The organism is Candidatus Zixiibacteriota bacterium (assembly GCA_016933955.1).
GTDB lineage: Bacteria > Zixibacteria > MSB-5A5 > GN15 > PGXB01 > JAFGTT01.
Genome location: JAFGTT010000024.1, coordinates 1 through 19,613, shown reverse-complemented (window position 1 = coordinate 19,613; position 19,613 = coordinate 1). Strand labels below are relative to the sequence as shown.

General features: G+C 45.0%; 15 protein-coding genes and 2 tRNA genes. 14 read left to right on the top strand and 3 right to left on the bottom strand.

Annotated elements, in window-relative coordinates:
- Positions 1 to 27: 27 nt before the first annotated feature.
- Positions 28 to 1,734, top strand: coding sequence for a dockerin type I repeat-containing protein (locus tag JXQ28_08075; protein MBN2277685.1), 1,707 nt, complete (start codon positions 28 to 30; stop codon positions 1,732 to 1,734).
- 307 nt (positions 1,735 to 2,041) lie between these two features.
- Positions 2,042 to 2,257 carry a zinc-ribbon domain containing protein gene (locus JXQ28_08070; GenBank protein ID MBN2277684.1) on the top strand — a complete coding sequence of 72 codons (216 nt, stop codon included), beginning with the start codon at positions 2,042 to 2,044 and terminating at the stop codon, positions 2,255 to 2,257.
- A gap of 94 nt (positions 2,258 to 2,351) precedes the next feature.
- Here the strand turns inward: JXQ28_08070 and JXQ28_08065 are convergent, their stop codons facing one another.
- The 3 genes from JXQ28_08065 to JXQ28_08055 are packed head-to-tail and all read right to left on the bottom strand — an operon-like array spanning position 2,352 to position 7,458.
- Entirely contained in the window at positions 2,352 to 4,079 is a 1,728-nt protein-coding gene (locus JXQ28_08065) for a M6 family metalloprotease domain-containing protein (GenBank protein ID MBN2277683.1), read from the bottom strand.
- Between the two features lie 13 nt (positions 4,080 to 4,092).
- Positions 4,093 to 5,337 carry a hypothetical protein gene (locus JXQ28_08060; protein ID MBN2277682.1) on the bottom strand — a complete coding sequence of 415 codons (1,245 nt, stop codon included), beginning with the start codon at positions 5,335 to 5,337 and terminating at the stop codon, positions 4,093 to 4,095.
- Positions 5,338 to 5,391: 54 nt separating this feature from the next.
- A complete protein-coding gene (locus JXQ28_08055; GenBank protein ID MBN2277681.1) occupies positions 5,392 to 7,458 on the bottom strand; it encodes a hypothetical protein in 2,067 nt (688 codons plus the stop codon).
- Positions 7,459 to 7,676: 218 nt separating this feature from the next.
- Here JXQ28_08055 and JXQ28_08050 point away from each other — a divergent pair, with 218 nt between their 5' ends.
- The 12 genes from JXQ28_08050 (at position 7,677) to JXQ28_07995 (ending at position 19,608) form a co-directional block, all read left to right on the top strand.
- A complete protein-coding gene (locus JXQ28_08050; protein MBN2277680.1) occupies positions 7,677 to 8,621 on the top strand; it encodes a YafY family transcriptional regulator in 945 nt (314 codons plus the stop codon).
- A 209-nt stretch (positions 8,622 to 8,830) separates the two neighbouring features.
- On the top strand, positions 8,831 to 9,439 hold the full coding sequence (locus tag JXQ28_08045; protein ID MBN2277679.1) for an HTH domain-containing protein: 609 nt from the start codon (positions 8,831 to 8,833) through the stop codon (positions 9,437 to 9,439).
- A gap of 88 nt (positions 9,440 to 9,527) precedes the next feature.
- Complete coding sequence (locus JXQ28_08040; protein MBN2277678.1) at positions 9,528 to 10,025, top strand: QueT transporter family protein; 498 nt, start codon at positions 9,528 to 9,530, stop codon at positions 10,023 to 10,025.
- 17 nt (positions 10,026 to 10,042) lie between these two features.
- The gene (locus JXQ28_08035) at positions 10,043 to 10,534 is read left to right on the top strand and encodes a DUF4328 domain-containing protein (GenBank protein MBN2277677.1); all 492 of its coding nucleotides are present in this window, start codon (positions 10,043 to 10,045) and stop codon (positions 10,532 to 10,534) included.
- Complete coding sequence (locus JXQ28_08030) at positions 10,500 to 11,789, top strand: hypothetical protein (protein ID MBN2277676.1); 1,290 nt, start codon at positions 10,500 to 10,502, stop codon at positions 11,787 to 11,789. Before JXQ28_08035 ends, JXQ28_08030 begins: the two co-directional genes overlap by 35 nt.
- 127 nt (positions 11,790 to 11,916) lie before the next feature.
- Positions 11,917 to 12,954, top strand: a complete 1,038-nt coding sequence (galT, locus tag JXQ28_08025; GenBank protein MBN2277675.1) for a galactose-1-phosphate uridylyltransferase — start codon at positions 11,917 to 11,919, stop codon at positions 12,952 to 12,954.
- A gap of 5 nt (positions 12,955 to 12,959) precedes the next feature.
- A complete protein-coding gene (gene glgA, locus JXQ28_08020) occupies positions 12,960 to 14,429 on the top strand; it encodes a glycogen synthase GlgA (protein MBN2277674.1) in 1,470 nt (489 codons plus the stop codon).
- Positions 14,429 to 16,300 (top strand): hypothetical protein, encoded by a 1,872-nt coding sequence (locus JXQ28_08015; protein MBN2277673.1) that lies wholly within the window; start codon positions 14,429 to 14,431, stop codon positions 16,298 to 16,300. The genes glgA and JXQ28_08015 overlap by 1 nt, the downstream gene beginning before the upstream one ends.
- A gap of 730 nt (positions 16,301 to 17,030) precedes the next feature.
- The gene (locus JXQ28_08010) at positions 17,031 to 18,245 is read left to right on the top strand and encodes a hypothetical protein (GenBank protein ID MBN2277672.1); all 1,215 of its coding nucleotides are present in this window, start codon (positions 17,031 to 17,033) and stop codon (positions 18,243 to 18,245) included.
- A gap of 212 nt (positions 18,246 to 18,457) precedes the next feature.
- Positions 18,458 to 18,961, top strand: a complete 504-nt coding sequence (locus tag JXQ28_08005; protein MBN2277671.1) for a metal-dependent transcriptional regulator — start codon at positions 18,458 to 18,460, stop codon at positions 18,959 to 18,961.
- A gap of 493 nt (positions 18,962 to 19,454) precedes the next feature.
- Positions 19,455 to 19,527, top strand: a tRNA-Gly gene (locus JXQ28_08000).
- A 9-nt stretch (positions 19,528 to 19,536) separates the two neighbouring features.
- Positions 19,537 to 19,608 (top strand) — tRNA-Cys (locus JXQ28_07995).
- Positions 19,609 to 19,613 lie beyond the last annotated feature (5 nt).

The window sequence follows — 19,613 nt, the reverse complement described above, 5'->3', positions numbered from 1 at the left end:
CCCTAAGTTATTGAGGCTGTGGATTATATGAATTATCTTCACATGGGTTTGGTTTTATTCCTAATTCTGGTTTTTTTGCCGGTGGGAGTATTGATGGCCGGGGCGGGCCCCAATTATAAGGCCGACGGCGCGGCTGAACTTATATCCGAGGATTATAGTCGCGGGTTAATAACGCGGGCCGACAGGATTTATTACAATTTGCAGACAATGTACGCTCCTGAGGCTTTGCCCGACCGCTATAAATCGCAAGTGGTCAGCCCGATGAAAAGCGGCACACCCCTTATCAATGAAGCCATTGATAATTGGGACCTTCTCAATCCGGATCAACAGGCCGTATTAAGCTCATACCTGGCGCGGCCGACCCTGCAATTAACCTTTATTTCTCTGGACGGTAAATTCGCCATTCATTATGATACTTCAGGACTTAACTCCGTTCCTCTCGAGGATCTGGATGCCGACAGCATCCCCGATTATATCGAACGAATAGGTCAGTATGCTGACAGCGCCTACAGGTTTTATCAAATCGACCTCGGTTTTCTTCCCCCTCCCGATGACGGTGATTCTCTTTATGATTTTTTCGTTTTCAGGATTGGCAATTATTACGGCGGCACCGTCAGGGAAAGCGCCGGTGATTCTTCATGGGGTGACTGGAGTTCGCATATCGAAATTCATAACACTATGGCCTTTGCTCCGCCCAATGATGATCCCGAAGGGCCTGTTGTCGGGGCTTTGAAAGTTACCTGTGCTCATGAGTACTTTCATGCGACGCAGATGGCTTATGCCTATAAACCATCACCGGATCTCTGGTGGACCGAGGGGACTGCTGTCTTTTTTGAAAATAAAACCTATGATGAGGTCAACGATCATTACTGCTATTTGCCGTATTTCTTTAATTACCCCGATACATCTTTGATAGACACCAACTATTTTTCGTGGACCTATCATGATTACAGCACCTTTATCTGGCCAACCTATCTGGTCGAGAAATTCGGAATAGGCATTATCCGGAATGTTTGGGAATATTTGCGCTGGTATGATGTCCTGCCGTCACTTGATTCTGCCCTCTACCCATTTGGGAAAACAGTTCAGGCGATTTTCCCGGAATTCACAGCATGGAACTATTTCACTCAAGATCGAGCTGATACAGCCTATTACGATGATGGGGCCGATTATCCTCATATACTGATTGACCAGGTTGTGTTAACTTGTGAGTTTACCGGATTGACAGCCTATCGGCCCCCTGATGGCCTGGCCAGCAATTATATCCTGACGGTGAATAATCCTTCCGGAAACGGGCTGTTAATGCTCAGGTTTGACGGCAGTAATTCCGTCAAATGGGGTTTTTCATATATTACTTTTGACGATGATATCGCCGACCTGACAACGGGGTGTGCTGTCTCATCTGTAGGGAAAACGGATTGCGCCATTTATGATTTTGCCCGATACGACTCCATGGTTTTTATACCCTGTGTTGTTTCTCAGTGGCAGGATGATAACCCATACGTATTCGATACGGAGATACACCCATTTGGAGATGTTGATGGTTCCGGGGCGGTTAATATACTTGATGTCACTTATCTTATGAATTACCTGTATAAAAACGGTCTCCCTCCCAAATACGCTTATTATATGGGTGATACCAATTGCAACGGGCAGATTAATATTCTGGATGTATCTTATCTTGTATCCTATCTATATAAAAGCGGACCGGAACCGTGCGGATATCGCGATTGATATTTAAATAGACAAATAAACGAGATTTCAGCCCTTTTTTGACAATAAATTATGGGAAAAATTTTCCTGTTGGCTTTTAAAAACGTGTACTTATGTGGAAAATGCCTTTGATAAACTGATAATTCGACTATTCCAATCCCTGATGTACTATCTGACGGTCTTATTTTACAGACAAAATTGCTTTTTTCCCTTGACTAATGTTTTTTAAATAATTATAAAGTCATTAAAGGACGTTTTTACACCTGAATCTGCGGTTCGATACACGTCGGAGATAACAGGGAAGTTTTCAAATTGATGAGGGGGAAACATGGGTTCCGAATTTGGACCTAAAATTCTGATCTGTGTCGAGTGTGGTCAGGAGTTTGTCTTTACCAGCAATGCTCAGGAGTATTTTGCTGAGCGGGGGTACACGGAAGACCCCAAACGATGTAAGCATTGTTATATGAAGCACAAGCGGAATAAGCAAACCGGCCAGGAAGAGCTTACACCTGATGAGACTGACTCGCTGCAACCACGCGGCTGAATGATAAAAGGCCTCCGGCATTGCTGTCAGAGGCCTTTATCGCAACAGGCGAGCCGTGGGGGAGAAGACGGCTCACCGGAAAAAACACCACCGATTATTTTACCAGAATCATTTTCCTGACCTGCCGTGTGTAATCGGTAACGATTTCGTAGAAGTATATACCTGAGGATACCGGTTGCCCGGAGGCATCAAATCCTTCCCAGATAATTTCCGTCGATCCGGCAGGGTAATTACCCCCGGCCAATTCAACGACTTTCCTCCCCAATATATTATAAACAGATAAAGTCAGGCGGCTGGGCGCAGGTAATTCAAAACGAATTCGAGTTGAAGGATTAAAGGGATTTGGATAATTTTGATCCAGAATCAGACAATTCGGCATCAGATTGGATTCCGGATTATTAACATCACTGGTGTACGATATCTGGAAATCGGCTGTCATGGTCAACGATGCGTCTGATATATCACTGACCGATACAGACGTCATAACATCGGCATAGGAATTCGAACTTGGCGACGAAAAAGCGGTAAAGGCAGTATTGCCCGAATTTCCAGGAAAGGGATCGCCCCAATCACCTGAGGATAGAAGTTTTTCCAGCTGGAAAAGGCCATCCCCCTGCTCCAGGGCAACCCCGAAATGTCCGCCGGAGGTATGCCCCGGGTACCATTCATTATCGTTAGGAGCCATGGAACCCAACAGATTCTCATCAATATGCCAGATAAGCAACCCCGCACCCGGCAAATATGTATCGTAACCAACCTTCTGCCGGTTTTCCACCAGGTAGTACTCATTGCCGATTGTCCCGTTATTCCAGAGGCGATAAATATTTCCACCGTCTTCGACATTATCAATAAGAACATTACTGGTATTGGATATGACATTAATATGTTCCTTAAATCCGAGTTCGATTCGTGACCAGGCATCCAGTTCCGCCGGACAGGCCCCCAGTCCACTCGGCCCATTCCAACTGCCGTAACTCATAACTGACCAACGGCCTATTCCACGCGAAGAATAATCGGTATCATAAAGATCGGGTAAGCCAAAAATGTGGCCGAGTTCATGGCAATATACACCGCATGTCATATCCCCCGGTACAAGCCAGTATTCGGGCTGAATATCGTAATCCCTGATTCTCACGCCATCTTTATATACAGACATCATGGTACTCCATTTGTGAGACCAGATATCGCTGTTCTGGTGAGTATATTCCGCACCCGGACCGGTATGGATTAATATCAGGGCATCGACTTCTCCATCATCATCATTGTCGTATTGTGAAAAATCCACCCAGGGATCGACCAGGGTAACCATATCCTCGCATAATTTCTGGGTATTCTGGGGATAGGCGCCGGTTCCATTTTGACTATTGCAATAATAAGCATAGGTCTGTGGTGCCGAAATCCAATTCAGAGACGAAGGAAGATTTACTGTGACAATATCGAGTTGACCATATGATACGGTGTAATAATAATTCCGGACAGTATTGGCTTTATCGACAAACAAGAGGGTATCGAAATTCTCCGCCGCCACCGAGGCGGTTTTATCGGAAAACTGGATTAAGATGGCCAGGGCGCGAAACTGCCCTGAAATCGATGCTTTGGACGTCGGGATTAACTTTTTCGAAGCCGCTCCGATACCCCGGCTGAGTAACATCGGCCGCTGATCGAGATAATATGGCAGAGCCTTGCCTGCCCTCAGGTGTTGTTCAAGTGTCACGGGATTAGGGGGCATTGCCCAAGCGGTCGACAGGAGACCGGTCAATATATAAATCGCCAGTTTCCTGATTATTTGTCTGGTCAGGATAGCCATAAGATTCTTCATCATCAGGGGACTCCGGTTAGAATCTCAGGCCGACCGAGGCCGCCAGATGAAGACCTTTGGAGGCCTCGAAATCGAAGGAGCTGTGATTGGATACGGCCAAATCCAGATAAAACAGTGGCAGGTTCAATCCCAGACCGCCGGAAACAACCGAGCCTTTGCCGCCACCGGTGGCGTATCCGGCCCGCAGGGGCAGGAAACCGATTAAATGATATTCGATCCCGCCCGCCAGACGTGGTTTGGAGGAGGCGCCGGCCGCCAGTTTAAAACCCTGGATATAGTCGATCGCCCAGAGCAATTTTCCGCTGGTGTTGGCCAGACCGATGCGCATGACCGACGGCAAAGTGGATTTGAAGTCGTCAATATCTTCACTGTAATCGTCAGATACGACTATGGAATCATCTTCCATGTTGTCAATCGTCAGAGTGTCGAATTCAAAATGATAGTAGTGTTCCTGAGTTTCATTGTTCCAGGTGATATTGCTGATAAAATTGCTGAAGGTGATACCTGCGGTATAGCTATCATTCAATCTCAGGGCCGCTCCGATATCGACCGCATAACCGGTTCCACCGACGGCTGTTCGGGCAATCATGGTTCCTTCGCCTTCAAAACCGGTGGCCAGCGTAACCACCCCGCCGCGCAATTCGATCACCTTTTCATAGGCCAGACCGCGGATATATTTAACGGTCGCACCGAGAGACAACTGCCGGGTTCCCGATTTGTATATGGATTGCCCAAAGGAAAGCCCGGCCGAAGCATAGGCGATAGCCTCGCTATACATTCCCTCCAGCGAAAAAGTGTCATTGACCTGATTACCCATCAGGAATAATTCCAGGGCGTCTTTTCCCAGATTGGCCTCGGTAGCGGCAAACCCGTTTATCGATAGCACCATTGAACCCATGGCCAGGGACATCGCTCCAGCCTCAGCCTCGGCCGAAATCACCAATCCTTCCGAGGGAATCTTGCCCAGAATGACTGACTTATCATCCTCGGTCAAAATGGCCCCGGTGTAATCATTATAATCCGCCAGAGTAAAGCTGTTATTGACAATCTCCGCCCCAACTCCGGCCAGAACCAGGCCATTCTGGCGGTATCCGGCCAGACCGATATTAGCGGGATTATAGAGAGCGGCGTCACTTCCGCGCGCCAGACCCATATGGGCCCCGCCCATGGCGACCGCCCGGGCCGAGGACAAACCGACGGCATGGACCGAGCCCGATATGGCCATAAGCAATAAACCAATTATCATAATTTTGATTTTCATATTTCCCCCAAAGGATTTGTATTTCGACTCATGATAGTGACTCATGGTGCACCATTAAAATTCGCCGTCGAATTTGTATTCCACCTCGACCAACCCCTGTACCGTGACATAATCAGTGCCGGTTATTTTAACCGGCTGGCCGGCCGAACCGACCAGGGTGATGGTCTGGGTGGTGTAAATATTTTCATTGTTGAGTACCTGAGCGTCACTGCTGTCGAGGACTATGGACAAGACTGATTCGGTGGCCTCAGTAACGGTGTTCCCCGACGCAACCTGCCCGGCCTCGACCGCCAGTGGACCGATCACGACCCGGGCCTGCTCGGCATTGAGATGGTCGGGATTACCATCCATATAGAACTCAACCTCCACGCCAATCGGGAGATGATTAATTATGGTCGGTGTGAAAGTGGCCTCGATCAGGTGATCGGTGACCAGATCGATATCCTCGGTATCGATATCCTCCGAGGTAGTGTCACCGGCAAAGGTTGCCCGATTAATAATCAATTCCAGAGGCGATGTTAGCCTGAGGCGCGGGACGATATGGGATTGTGTTGTAATGGTCCCGCTGGAACTGCCATCACCGAAGTAGGCCAGGCCGCTGACCGTCAGATAGGCCGGGACGGGATTCAAAAAGGCCGCCAGATTGGAATCGATTATATAAGTGGTCACCGGATTTGCCGATGTTCCGGGGTCGATTATCCCGGCTATATTCAGGGTCTGACCACCGTCACCGGTGATGGTTATATCTAGAGCGCCGGGAAATTCGATGGCGTTTTCGATTGCCACTTCCAGGACAGCGCTGACCAGTTGAAGGGAATCAAATCCCTTTGGCAAATCGACGTCGACATCAATATCATCGAAAGTGGCCTCGGTGGAATCAATTATGCCGGTCAATGACGAGAAATCCAGACGCGAAATAAATGATGTTACCAGGAAAGCATCGGTGGAATAAATGAGAACCTCGTTGGGTGCCGTAGAGTCAATCCGGGCGGACACGTTAATATCTACTGCTTGCGGCATGGTCTGGTCGCTTGGTGAGAAGTCATACCCCGCCAGATCTATATTGACCACGGATGTATTATTGGCGAGGACGGTCCGATTAATTGAAAAAGGAATACCTCCAAGGGAGAAATCAGGAATAGTAATATCCAGATTAGCATTAATATTAGAGCCGTTTTGCAGGGTGAATTGTACATTTCCGGATTCAATAATCGCGGAAGTAACGGTGTGTTCGGATGAAACGGTAAAGGCTTCCGAAAAATCCTTTACAATCTCCGGGACTTCCGCCTGAGCCGCCGATACAATTAAACCATTGGCAAACGAAACGGAAGATGAAATCTGGCTTTCCGATAAAGACAATCCCGATCCACCGGTAGTGAAGGCATAAATAATTAGACGAAGCTGGTTTGATATATTTTTCCCGCTCAGACCAATCTGGATGGAATCGGTGGCCCCGGCTTCAATAGCAGGCTGACCCGGGTAATTGGGAAATGATGCCGTGGTGATTGTCTGCGAGGTGATGAGGTCGAATAATTCTACCCTGACCGTATCGAAATCAACCGGGAAATCATTCACAATTCTAACATAAACTGCCCCGGATGTGATATTTGCCCAGCTGAAGCCGTCGATATCGGGAACATTAACGACCATATCAGGCAACCATCCAAAGGGGATGTCGCCGATTCCCAGACCCAGGCCAATATCAAAAGCGCTTACCGTTGAGGGAGGCGGTTCATCGGGATTAATGGTGACCAGTCCAACGGTATTCGAGATGACACGGGTTGTCTGCGGGCTGGACAAATCCTCGGATACATCGATAGTATCTAGTTCCGTTTCGAAGGTGTACATTATATCGCCGGTGAGAGTATCAATGGTCAATCCGGGCTGGTCGATTTTGTCGATGATCTCGGGCATCAGGTAAGTTCGGTTGACAGTCGGAATGGTTAGATTCGTAGTCCAGGTGGGTGATTCGGGCTTTTTGATAGTGCACCTGACCGTTGTCAGGAAAATGGAGATTATAATAAAGCCCAGCAGGAATTTCAGACCATATTTAAGAAAAAAGGAGTTGGTTAGGCGTTGATGCCTGACCGGTCTTCGGATTGTGACAGTATTTTCTTCCATAAATTCTCCCCCGTAATGAATATTTCACAGTTTTTGTTTTTAATCCGAGCAAAGCCGGTGCCCGAATTTACTGGCGCCGTAACCGAAGGCAGGACAGACTGATAGCTCTATCAATGGGGAAATCGTCCAACAGCAAAAATATGGGGTGGGTCCCATATCCTGTGGAGTAAAAGATAATTGACTTTATCTTTGGAGGGATGTAAAATAGACCTATGGGGATGGCTAAGTATGACAGACTGCTCTACATCCTGAATTTACTGCGAACCAGACGAAGTCTCAATGCCGGTAGGCTGGCCAGAGAATGCGGAGTAACTGAAAGGACCGTTTATCGCGATATCGTCGCCTTATCGGAGGCCAATATCCCGATTTATTACGATCGAGGTTATAAATACGCCAGTGATAATTTCCTGCCGCCCCTGAATTTTAATATCGATGAGTATCTCACGCTGATAACCGCCTTGGAATCATCGCCGCTTTACAAAGGTGGTCCCGGGTATAATCTGATTAAATCGATAAAAGGCAAAATCGAAGCCTGCCTTCCACCGGCCGTCAAAGAAAAAAAGAAATATTCTCGACCCAAAACAAGGATTGATATCAAATCAACCCAGAGCGTCAATTTTTCTGATAAATTCTATGCCGCGGTGGAAAGAGGAATCGAAAATCATCAGGTCCTGGAATTGACGTACAATTCAATCCAGAGCGGTATCATCACCCGTCCGGTGGAGCCGTATTTCCTGATTTTTATTGAAAAGGCCTTTTATTTTGTCGCCTTTTGTCAATTACGCAAGGCGCTGAGAACATTTCGTATAGATCGTATTTTGAAAATTTCCGTTACCGATGAACACTTTCATCCCCGCCCCGATATTAACCCGGCCGAATACTTTGCCGGCAGTTGGGGAGTTTTCAGTGGCGATCCAGTGGAAATCGAGGCCGTTTTCAGCGGAAAAGCGGCCCGGATTGTCGGCATGAGTCGGCATCATCCCGGAGAAAAGGTCTCAAGATTTGACAATGATCGAATCAAATATCAGGTGACTGTCAGGGGTATTGAAGAAATCTGCCGCTGGTTGCTGGGTTATGGAGGAGAGGTTCGGGTGATTAAACCCGATATTCTGAAAAACGAAATCAAAAGGAGGGCAAAAGCAATATTACAGACTTATAAATAGTGGATCCGCCAGATTTAATAAACACCTTTTTTACTGCAGGTTATCACACCAAGAATCACATCAGTCAGTCAAAAGCTGGGGCATATTAAATAATAATCCGCGCTTCAATCATAAACAGGGCAAAAAATAGAAATTCTTGCATTTTCACTGACAGGAGATGTCAGGGGTGAGTATTAACTTGGGTTTGCTTTTTTAGGGAGTGGGGAGTTATGTCCAAAGCGGAAAGATTGTTATTCATCGTCAACCTGTTCAGGACCCGAAAAAAACTTACATTGGAAGAATTGCAGCAGGAGTGCGGGGTTTCAAAACGGACCGTTTTCAGGGATATTCTGGCCTTATCCAGTATGAATATCCCCATCTATTACGATAATGGCTATCGGCTGGCTCGCGATATTTCATTGCCGGCTCTCAATTTTACCGAGGATGAGCAGGAATTGATAGGTTTCTGTTTGCGGCGATCATGCCTTTGCAAGTCACCGGCCCTGAGATTAAAACTCCGGAATATCGAATTAAAAATAATATCTGCTATTCCTTGTTGTAAAAAGAATAATCTAAGTGTCGGCCGGATTTTATCTTCTGAGAAGGCTACGGCCTTTAGTCCGGAGAAAGATTTGATAATCGCTACATTTCTGCGGGCAATGTTTAGCAATACGGAATTGATGGTGACTCTTAAAAATAAAAAGCAAATTTATTCAGGATTATTCGCTGTATCCCTGAATGTCGAATCGGATTCATGGATGCTGGTTATGACAAACCGTTGTCAGGAAAAAACGATCAGCATCCCGGTGGAAAAAGTCGGTCATTTAAAAGTAATTTAAATTCGTGACGGCCTCTTTACACAGAGTTTCAATAAGTTAGCCCAGTTTTTAGTTGACTATTAACGGTCTATGGCCTATTTAGCCCAATATGGGCTTGTTAAATGCCAGAGATGTTGCTTATACCGGTCTTATTGCCGCGCTGTATGCGGTGCTGACCATTGTCCTGGCCCCGATAAGTTATGGAGTCTATCAGGTCCGGATTTCCGAATCGCTGACGGTTTTGCCTTTCATCTATCCGCCTTCAATTATCGGTCTCTTTGTGGGATGTCTGGTGGCTAATATTTTCGGCGGAAACGGACTCCAGGATATTATCTTTGGTTCTTTAATTACCCTCGCGGCGGCATATTTAACATATCTCTGTTCCCGGTTGAAAAGCAGTAAAACGGGCATGGCCTTGGCGCCTCTTCCGCCGGTTCTTTTGAATGCCTTCGGAGTGGCGGCCTATCTTGCCCCGATAACCGGTATGTCTTATCTATTCGTGGTCCAGATGATTGGACTGGGCGAACTGGCTTCATGTTATCTATTGGGCATGCCGCTGTTGATTTATTTGAGTACAAGAAAGGGCATATTTTCGAAAATTCGTTAGATGTATAGGAGAAAATAATGTCCCAATTGGGAATGAATTATAATACTCAAGAATATCATTACACCCAAGACCCCACATTGTTGACGAAATTTTTGAAGGCTATTTTATGGATTTCATTGGGTATCAGCATACTTTCTCAGATATCAGATTTTATGCAGATGAATCTTCTTAACTCCGGCACGATTTCGATGTCAGAGGCAGAAGCTAATGACAATCGTCAGCGAATCATTGGAATTCTACATTCGGTTGCATTCATCGGAACTGGTATTGCTTTCCTGAAATGGATATATAGAGCTAACTCAAATTGCCATGGATTCGGTGCACAAGGTATAAAATTCATCCCTGCCCGGTCGATAGGGTATTACTTCATGCCAATCATAAATCTTTACAGACCTTCTGGCAACTCTGTTACGCATCGTTGTCAGCAGGTTATGTTGTGTGATATGAAAAATAATATTGAAATGGATGGTCAATATGGCGAAATGCTTGATAATCTACGAAGATCATAAATATGAGGATTTTTATCCTTTAACCTGGATCCGGCCGGTATTTTTTCTGAGACCGGGTATCAGGTCGATTTTTGAAAAGGTAATCAATTCTTTTGGCGGCTACGCGCCATACCTGTTTTGTCGGCCCGAAATCGCTCAAATTGCCGCCGAGCAGACTCGTTACCCGGTTAATGATTTTGAGGATAAGGGATTTGACGAAATCATTTTTGTTAATGGCGCTATCAGGCCGAATCTCGATTTTTTTGAAGCTCTGAAAAAGGCCGGCCGGAATGTTATCCTTCAATCAGGGGAGGATGTGGCCGCTTTTAAAATGATCGGCACATTGCCTGAGAGAGAATATACCCTTCTGAAGAATGGTGATCTGGGCGGTTTTTTTGATAAATTCCGGCAATCCGCTGAAACCATGGATATTGAAATCAACCTGTATGGTCATCTCTGGGACTTGGTGGATAGTATTGAATCCGAAATAAAAGATGATTTCGAATATTTCCGTCATCAGAATGATGACGACGGCTTTCTGATCAGTTATGACAATATGGAAAAAAGAAGCCGGATATTCCCCGGGGTGAACTTCCTGGGAGTTGAGAATATATATATCGCTTCTGATGCGAGCGTTTTACCCGGCAATGTTATCGATGCATCCGCGGGGCCAATATTTGTCGGGAGTAAGGTTCGCATCGAACCTCATACATATCTTGTAGGGCCGACCTATATCGGTCGCGAAAGCCATCTGGTCGGCGGCAAAATAACGGCCTCTTCCATCGGACCGGTCTGCCGGGTTGGGGGAGAGTTGGAGGAATCGATTATACAGGGCTATACCAATAAATATCACGCCGGCTTTGTCGGCCATGCCTATCTGGGCGAATGGATTAACCTTGGAGCAATGACGACCAATTCGGATTTAAAGAACAATTATGCGACCGTCAGCAGTTATATCAATGGCCAGAAAATCGATACCGGTCGGCTCAAGGTGGGGTCTTTTATTGGTGATTTTACCCGGACGGCCATCGGAACTCTTTTAAATACAGGAATAAATATCGGTATATGCTGTAATCTGATATCGGATGGGATAATAACCGATGGCGAAATTCCGCCCTTTACCTGGTATTCTCCCCGGCACAAAATGAACTACAGCTTTGTTAAAGCAATGGAAACGATAGATCGGGCTATGTCCCGAAGGGATATGAAATTATCCGATGCCATGCGGAAAAGATTGGAGAATATTAGCGTTCAGGCCCTTGACAAACAGAAATAGTCTCCTCAAATTATTACAGCTGTGATGGCTTATGTCGATATGTTGAAGTAAACATGTTATTAAACAGCGACTTAAAATTCAGACCCGGTCTGGTTTACCCGAACGTTGAAGGGATTGGGGTTGTCTGATGCCGGAATTTCGTAAAGACCCGATAATGGGACGATGGGTGATCATATCCACCGATCGGGGTAAACGTCCGTCGAGTTTTGGCAATCTGCCTAAACACGAAGAGCCCAAGATGTGCCCGTTTTGTCCGGGCAACGAATCGAGTACCCCGCCGGAGATTCTGGCTTATCGGAAAAACGGAAGTGAACCCAACAAAGCCGGATGGTTTCTTAGAGTCATTTCGAACAAATATCCTGCCCTCAGGGTCGAAGGAAAACTGGATCGCGAGCCCCAGGGTATATATGATAAGATGAATGGAATCGGGGCCCATGAAGTCATTATCGAGACTCCCGATCATGCCCGGGACTTAGCCGATTTAACCATTGATGAAATTAAAAACGTCCTCTGGTCCTATCGTGAAAGAACGCTGGATCTTCAAAGAGACCATCGATTCAAATACATTTTAATTTTTAAAAATCACGGTGAAGCGGCTGGGGCATCGCTTGAACATACCCATAGCCAGCTCATTGCCACACCGATCATCCCCAAGAAAGTGGAAGAAGAAATAAACGGAGCTGTGCGGTACCATAATTTTAAAGAGCGATGTATTTTTTGTGATATTATCAAGCAGGAATTGAATGACAAGGTTCGGATTGTCAGCGACTATGGAGACTTCGTGGCCTTCGAACCATTTGCCTCACGTTTTCCGTTTGAAACCTGGCTGATGCCCAAACAGCACATTTCCCATCTGACCGACATTGCCGATGATAACTATCGCTATTTGGCCGAAGCCCTGAAAGATATATTAAACCGTATCCGGATTGCTTTGAATAATCCGCCTTTTAATTATATTCTTCATTCGGCCCCGGTCGGACATGATTATGATGAAGTCTATCATTGGCATATAGAAATTATTCCAAAATTAACCAAGATTGCCGGTTTCGAATGGGGTTCGGGATTTTATATAAATCCCACTCTTCCCGAGGATGCGGCTGACTTTATGCGGAGAATCGACACATCACAGGCCGAAGAACTTTTCGGTGTTTCCATTCACTCGTAGGTGTTATGGGTGGTTTGAAAATAGCCTTTATCACGCCGGAAGCGGTTCCGTTTGCCAAAACGGGCGGGCTGGCCGATGTTTCAGGTGCCTTACCACGGGCGGTAACTAAACAAGGGCATTCCGTTAAACTCTTCATGCCGAAATATCGTCAGATCACACGGCAGTATCCGGGTTTGAAAAGATTGAATATTGAATTGGATATTCCGGTCGGTCGGAATAATTTTAGGGGCAGAGTGTTTGTTCTGCCGGACACCGAGGGTAACCCGGAGTATTATTTTATCGATAATGATTATTTTTTCGATCGCGAGGAATTATATCGCGATCCGGCCACGGATAACGACTATAGGGATAACGACGAGCGATTTATTTTCTTCAGCCGGGCGGTTCTCAGAACGCTAAAATTATTGGATTGGCGCCCCGATATTTTACACGCCAATGACTGGCAAAGTGCCTTGGTTCCGGCTTTCCTTAAAACCGAATATTCCCTGGATAACTTTTATCAGGGCGTAAAATCCATCTTTACGATACATAATATGGGATACCAGGGGAAATTTCCGGCGGCAGCCTTTGAAAAAACGAATCTTGATCCTGCCCTGTTTGCCGCAACCGGACCGTTTGAATTCTGGGGCGATGTCAATTTCATGAAGGCCGCCATAGTCTATTCCGACAGGATTACAACCGTTTCGCCGACTTATGCCGAAGAAATCCAGAACAGCGATGAATTCGGTAAGGGTCTTCAGGGGGTCCTGAAAGAGAGATCCCGGGATATTGTGGGTATTATCAATGGCGTCGATTACACTATCTGGTCCCCGAAACGTGACTCCCAAATACCGCATCATTACTTTATCGATAACCTGTCCGGCAAGAAAAAGAATAAGCTGGAGCTCCTGCACCTGTGCAATTTTCCTCTTCGAATCGAACAGCCCTTAATTGGAGTAATCTCCAGACTTGATATTCAAAAGGGATTCGACCTGCTTGAAGATATCATGGATGACATTATGAGCCTTGATCTTCAATTTGTCCTGCTGGGTACGGGTGATGAAAATTATCATGACTTCTTCAACAGTATTGAAAAAAAATATCCCGACCGATTCAAGGCTTTCTTAACCTTTGATAACCGTCTGGCTCATTTGATCGAGGCCGGATGCGATATTTTTTTGATGCCGTCGAGGTATGAACCCTGCGGACTGAACCAAATGTACAGCCTGAAATACGGGACGGTACCGGTTGTCAGAAAAACCGGCGGTCTGGCCGATACCGTAATCGATTTCGATGAAAGAAACCTTACCGGAACCGGTTTCGTTTTTGAAAAATACGATTCCATGGAACTTCTGGCGGCCATTAGAAAAGCCGTTCAGTTGTATAGCCGGCGGAGGATCTGGCACAAAATCGTCAAACAAGGAATGAGTCGGGATTTTTCATGGGATAATAGTGCGCGTCGATATATAGAGCTGTATTATAAATTGAAAGACTGATGCATACCAGTAGCGCATCAAAAAAAAGATCCGGAAAAAGTCACAAACATTCTCAATCCGATTATCGAATCGGGCTGATCCTTCTGATATTAGCCATAGCTATTCACATAGCCATGGCAGTTTGGTTTAATTTTACCCAGGATGATGCCTATATCAGTTTTAGATATGTCGAAAATTATCTTGACGGTCACGGACTGGTTTTCAATGCCGGAGAACATATCGAGGGTTATACTAATTTCCTCTGGACAATAATACTGGTTCTGGCCCGGATGGTCGGATTCAATATTATCCTGTTCTCCAAAATTATGGGTGTTATATGTGGTGTGGGGACTATAATCATACTCTATTTCCTGTCCGGTTTGATTATCGGGAATGAGCGGCTATACCGAGGTATGATTGCTCTTATTCTCGGATCCGCACTCTCTTTTGCATACTGGACAATTTCCGGTCTGGAAACGGCCGCATTCAGCGCGGCCATGACGGCCTCATTGTATCTTTATCTGAAGCGGTCGCATCTTACCGGTCCGTTGCTGGTACTGGCAACTCTGCTTCGTCCCGAAGGCGGGCTTCTCTTTATGATAATAATTATCTATGAAATGGTTGTTAATAGACGTCTAACGTCACTTCTGGTCGGAATATTATCGGTTTATGTTCTTTCTCTTCTGCCGTATATGTTTTTCAAAATTGTTTATTACGGTGGAGTGATCCCTAATACCTTTTATGCCAAAACGGGACTCAGTCTTGATAAACTTGCCGATGGGTTGGAATATGTGGCCAAGTATTTCTGGCATTATCTAGGAGCCGGAGTATTCCTTCTTCCGGCTCTTTATTATCTTAAAAAGTCTTCCCAATCGGTAAAATCCATAGCTCTGATTTCCATTTGTTATCTGGCTTATATAATCCTGATAGGGGGTGATGTCCTTAAAGTCCATCGCTTTTTTGTTCCCGTAATGCCTTTGATTATTCTATTTATGGTCTACGGGCTTTCCCTGCTTATTCGGAAAAAGGCGCTCACGACCGGGATTCTGGTTTTATTAATTATATGGCAGACAATAATCCCCATAAAACACGTTATATATTATTATATCTATGAAGTGGGGCTGACCTCCAAATTGAAGCACATTGCCGATAATTTAAAGTCCGTGGATAAATCCGACTTCAGTCTGGCGATATCGACCATCGGCATAGTCGGTTATGAATTGAACGATCACAGGATTATCGATCTGCTGGGTCTGACTGATTCCGTTATCGCCCGCCATCCCGAAGAACCGGTTTCAGGCATGGAAACTACCTGGAAAGAAAGAAAGTTTAACAGCGCCTATGTTCTCAGTCAGAAACCTGATTATATCATGTTTTCAACCGGCTCCAAACCGTCGGCCCCGGCTGAACGATCATTATGTCTTTATAGCGCCTTTTTGAAAAATTATCGGGCTATTGGGTTTTATTTCGATGGCTTTTTGCATGATGTCTTCAAGCGATATCATGATATCGATAAACCACCGGTAATGGATATCCCTCCGGCATTTGTCGGTTATTTCACCGAAGGCTTCAATAAGAATAAAGAAGGCGATGTTCAGGGCTCCTACAATGCTTACCGGCAGGCATCCCAGATAGTTCCGGATACCCTGTTCCCCTATACCAAATACTATATGTCCGATATTCTCAAAGATAACGGCTATCTTGATGATGGCTATCGGTTGTTGAAGGAAGTCTATTCTCATGATACTCTGGTTTATACTGCAATTTTAGATCTATGCATGTTCGAAAATAGGATTCGGGGCGATCGCGAAAAGGCCATTTATTATCGTGATAAAATGGCGGTTTTGATGCCCTGGTACATACCCCGACTGGATTCATTATTGAACAGGTAATTTACATACTTTCGACGTGACCATTTTCAAAGGTTTATGATACCAGGCAGAGCAAAATATGCGATTGAAATCGTGATTTTAATAGGTATCATCATGATATTTACCAGTCTGTGCCTCTGGTTCGGAATCCCGGATATAGGATGCGATTGCCTTTAATAATTTTATACTGGTTTGTCTTTAGTCGAGTTAAGTCATCCCCGATAATCACAAAGGCCGAAAATGCATGCCGGCGATATTTGTGTTTAAACAGACAATCGGTTAAATCGTCATTTCTGCGGTGGATTGAGCGGGGGGCTTCGGATGAGGACCGCGATAATTATTGGTCTTGTGAAGAATGGTCGTGAATAAAACCGAAATCCGGGCCGCAGGCTTCTATTCAGGATACAACGGTCTGATATAAACGGGCAATAGCCTCCCGAACGGAGTGGCATACATAATACGATAAATATCCGTTAACCCATGTCTGCGATTAGACGAAGACATTGACTTTTCATTATTCCATTTTAAATCGTTGCGCCGCAAGAGGTGTTTTGACGTATCTCTTGCCTCATTAAAATCGGAATTATAAAAAATCCCGCGTAATCCGTAAATTCAATCCAGGCAAGAAAACATCCGTAAATTTTCGAAAAAACACTTGACAATTGTTGTAAGTATGACATAATGTTGTATAAAGTTAACATTATGTAATTTTGTGAATTTTTATTGTTGCTCTCGTCAGAGGAGTCGAAAGATGGGAAATATCGCTAAATGGGTTATCGCAATTGCCATGTTCTTAATGACTGCCAATATATCTTTGTTGGCCGGTCAACAGGAATCGGATGAGGAGATTCAGTTGCCGAAAGTGTCGGCGGTTGTCGTTTTACAGGGAACCGCCTTTTTTAACGGGGACTCCACATATTTCGCCGGATCCGAAAAACCCGCCGATAATGGATTCGATATTCGCGATGCCATGATTGTCGTCGACGGTCAATATCGGGACCATTTGGAATATAATCTTGAAGTCGGCTCGGCCCTTTGTCTGGATGGAGGGTTTATGGTCATGGAAGCCGGAGTTCTTTACAAATTTTTCCCGTATCTCAAGGCCGGATTTACCAAAGGGCATGTCCTGCGGGGTTTTGAAATGCATCAGGAATGCATTGAATTACTATCGGCCGAAAAGCCCCTGTTCGCCAAAAAATTCAGCCCCTGTCATCCACTCGGAGCCATCATCGAGTATGAAAGAGATTTTGAAAACGGGACAGGTTGTCTGGTTCAGCTCGTAATGGCCGAGGGTTCCGGAGGTACCCTTGAAGACGAATATGATATTAATATCGGAGCTCAATATCGGACTCCGGTCGAAGGTTTATCATTTGCCGGAAGTTTTACCTTGTGGCGCTGGAATTCCTCGTATTCGGTCAAAGATAGTGTTCACGATCCCAACGGGGGAAGAGACGATTTCTTGTATTCATGGATTCCCAAAACAATGATATATGACGGTTATCGGGCCAGTTTTGGATTTGATTATAACGCCAATAATTTTCTGATAAGGGGGGAGGGTTATATAGGCAAGGGATTTAAAGATCTGCTCGATATTCCCTACTACTCGGCCATCTGGAAGGATTCCAGCAATATGGCCAAGGTAACCAAGGCCCCGTTTGAAGATCTTAAAATGAGGGCATTTTATATCCAGGCGGGATATAGTATTTCCCTGAAAAACGATAATATCAAGTATGTTCGTCCATATGTACAGTATCAATGGTGGAATCAAGCCGCCGACCTTGACGGTGACTACACCAGTTCATATCTGACTGTGGGTGTCGATTTTGGGATCGGCCCCGGCTATACCCGTATAAAATTCGATTATCAGACCTGCCTGGTATATGCTGAGGATGGCGCTCTGCCCGGCTATGATGAGGAGTTTCAGGCCGATCGATTAATGATGAGATTGCAATTCGGCGTGGATTAATAAAATGAATATTACCTATATAAAGGGGGACCTGAACCAATCTGCGAATAGTAATTAAAGAGATATTACACCTATTATTAAAACAGGACGGCCGGGTAGATTATTGCCCGGTCGTCCTGTTTTTTTGTCAATTGAAATACTATTTACCGATTACCTTGACATGTCATCGGTTATTGGGTAGATTAAATCGGTATAAATTGGAGTAATAGAGGTTGCCGAAAATAGTCCTAACATCGAGTCAGGAAGACTATCTCGAAGCGATACTCCATATTGAAAAAGAAAATGGGGCCGCTCGTACCAAGGAAATATCCAAACGCCTCAGGATAACTTATTCGGCGGTAACCAAAGCATTGCAATCACTGGCCAAAAAAAACCTTGTTTATTATAAGCCATATGGGTTAATCCGCCTGACCCCGACGGGTAAACGAATTGCCAATGATGTTGTCAATCGCCATACGGCCCTGAAAGAATTTCTGATAAAAGTACTGCATGTTGATGAAGATGAAGCCGATGATGCCGCCTGTAAAATGGAACATGCCATATCGAAAAATATAATCAATCGAATAATCAAATTCGTTGAATATGTGGAAAACTGCCCCCATGTCAATATAAAATGGCTGGATGAATTCGGTTATCATTGCAAAGACCTTGATCATTGTGATAAATGCAGCCATTGTGATGATATCCCTTTAAAAGATATTGAAAAATCCAAGTAATTATCGCCCCGGCAATAAATCAACCGATAAAATAGATATCGAGTTGTTTCGATTGTTATGGAAATGTAATTCCGCAGAGATTATAAAACAAAAAGCGATACGAGCATAATTAATAATTATAATTACCGGGTATGTCCGTTTGAAGATGGCATCGCGACACAAGTTATTTTCGATAATCCCCCCAAATGCCCCGATAAAATGAATTACCCGTAATTATATAAATCATCCAAGCCATAACATTATTCTTGTCTGTATTTGTTTGAATCGCAGGTCCGGAAGGGTCAAAATATGGCCGATTATTATCGGAAAAAAATTACGGATCTGATGCCCTGGTATGAACCATAAATAAAATCTATAATGGCTGTCAAATAGCAATCCCCGAAAAAGTCTGAGAGAATCTTCTTCCATTAAGTATTTCCCTCAAAATATAAGAAAATTTCAAAATCAAAAAAGTTGACAAATCAATTTCCCGATATATATTTATGACCACCAAGCGGGAATAGCTCAGTTGGTAGAGCACCACCTTGCCAAGGTGGCTGTCGCGGGTTCGAGCCCCGTTTCCCGCTTTTTTTTACGGCGGCTTAGCCAAGTGGTAAGGCAGAGGTCTGCAAAACCTCTATTCTCCGGTTCGAATCCGGAAGCCGCCTTTTTT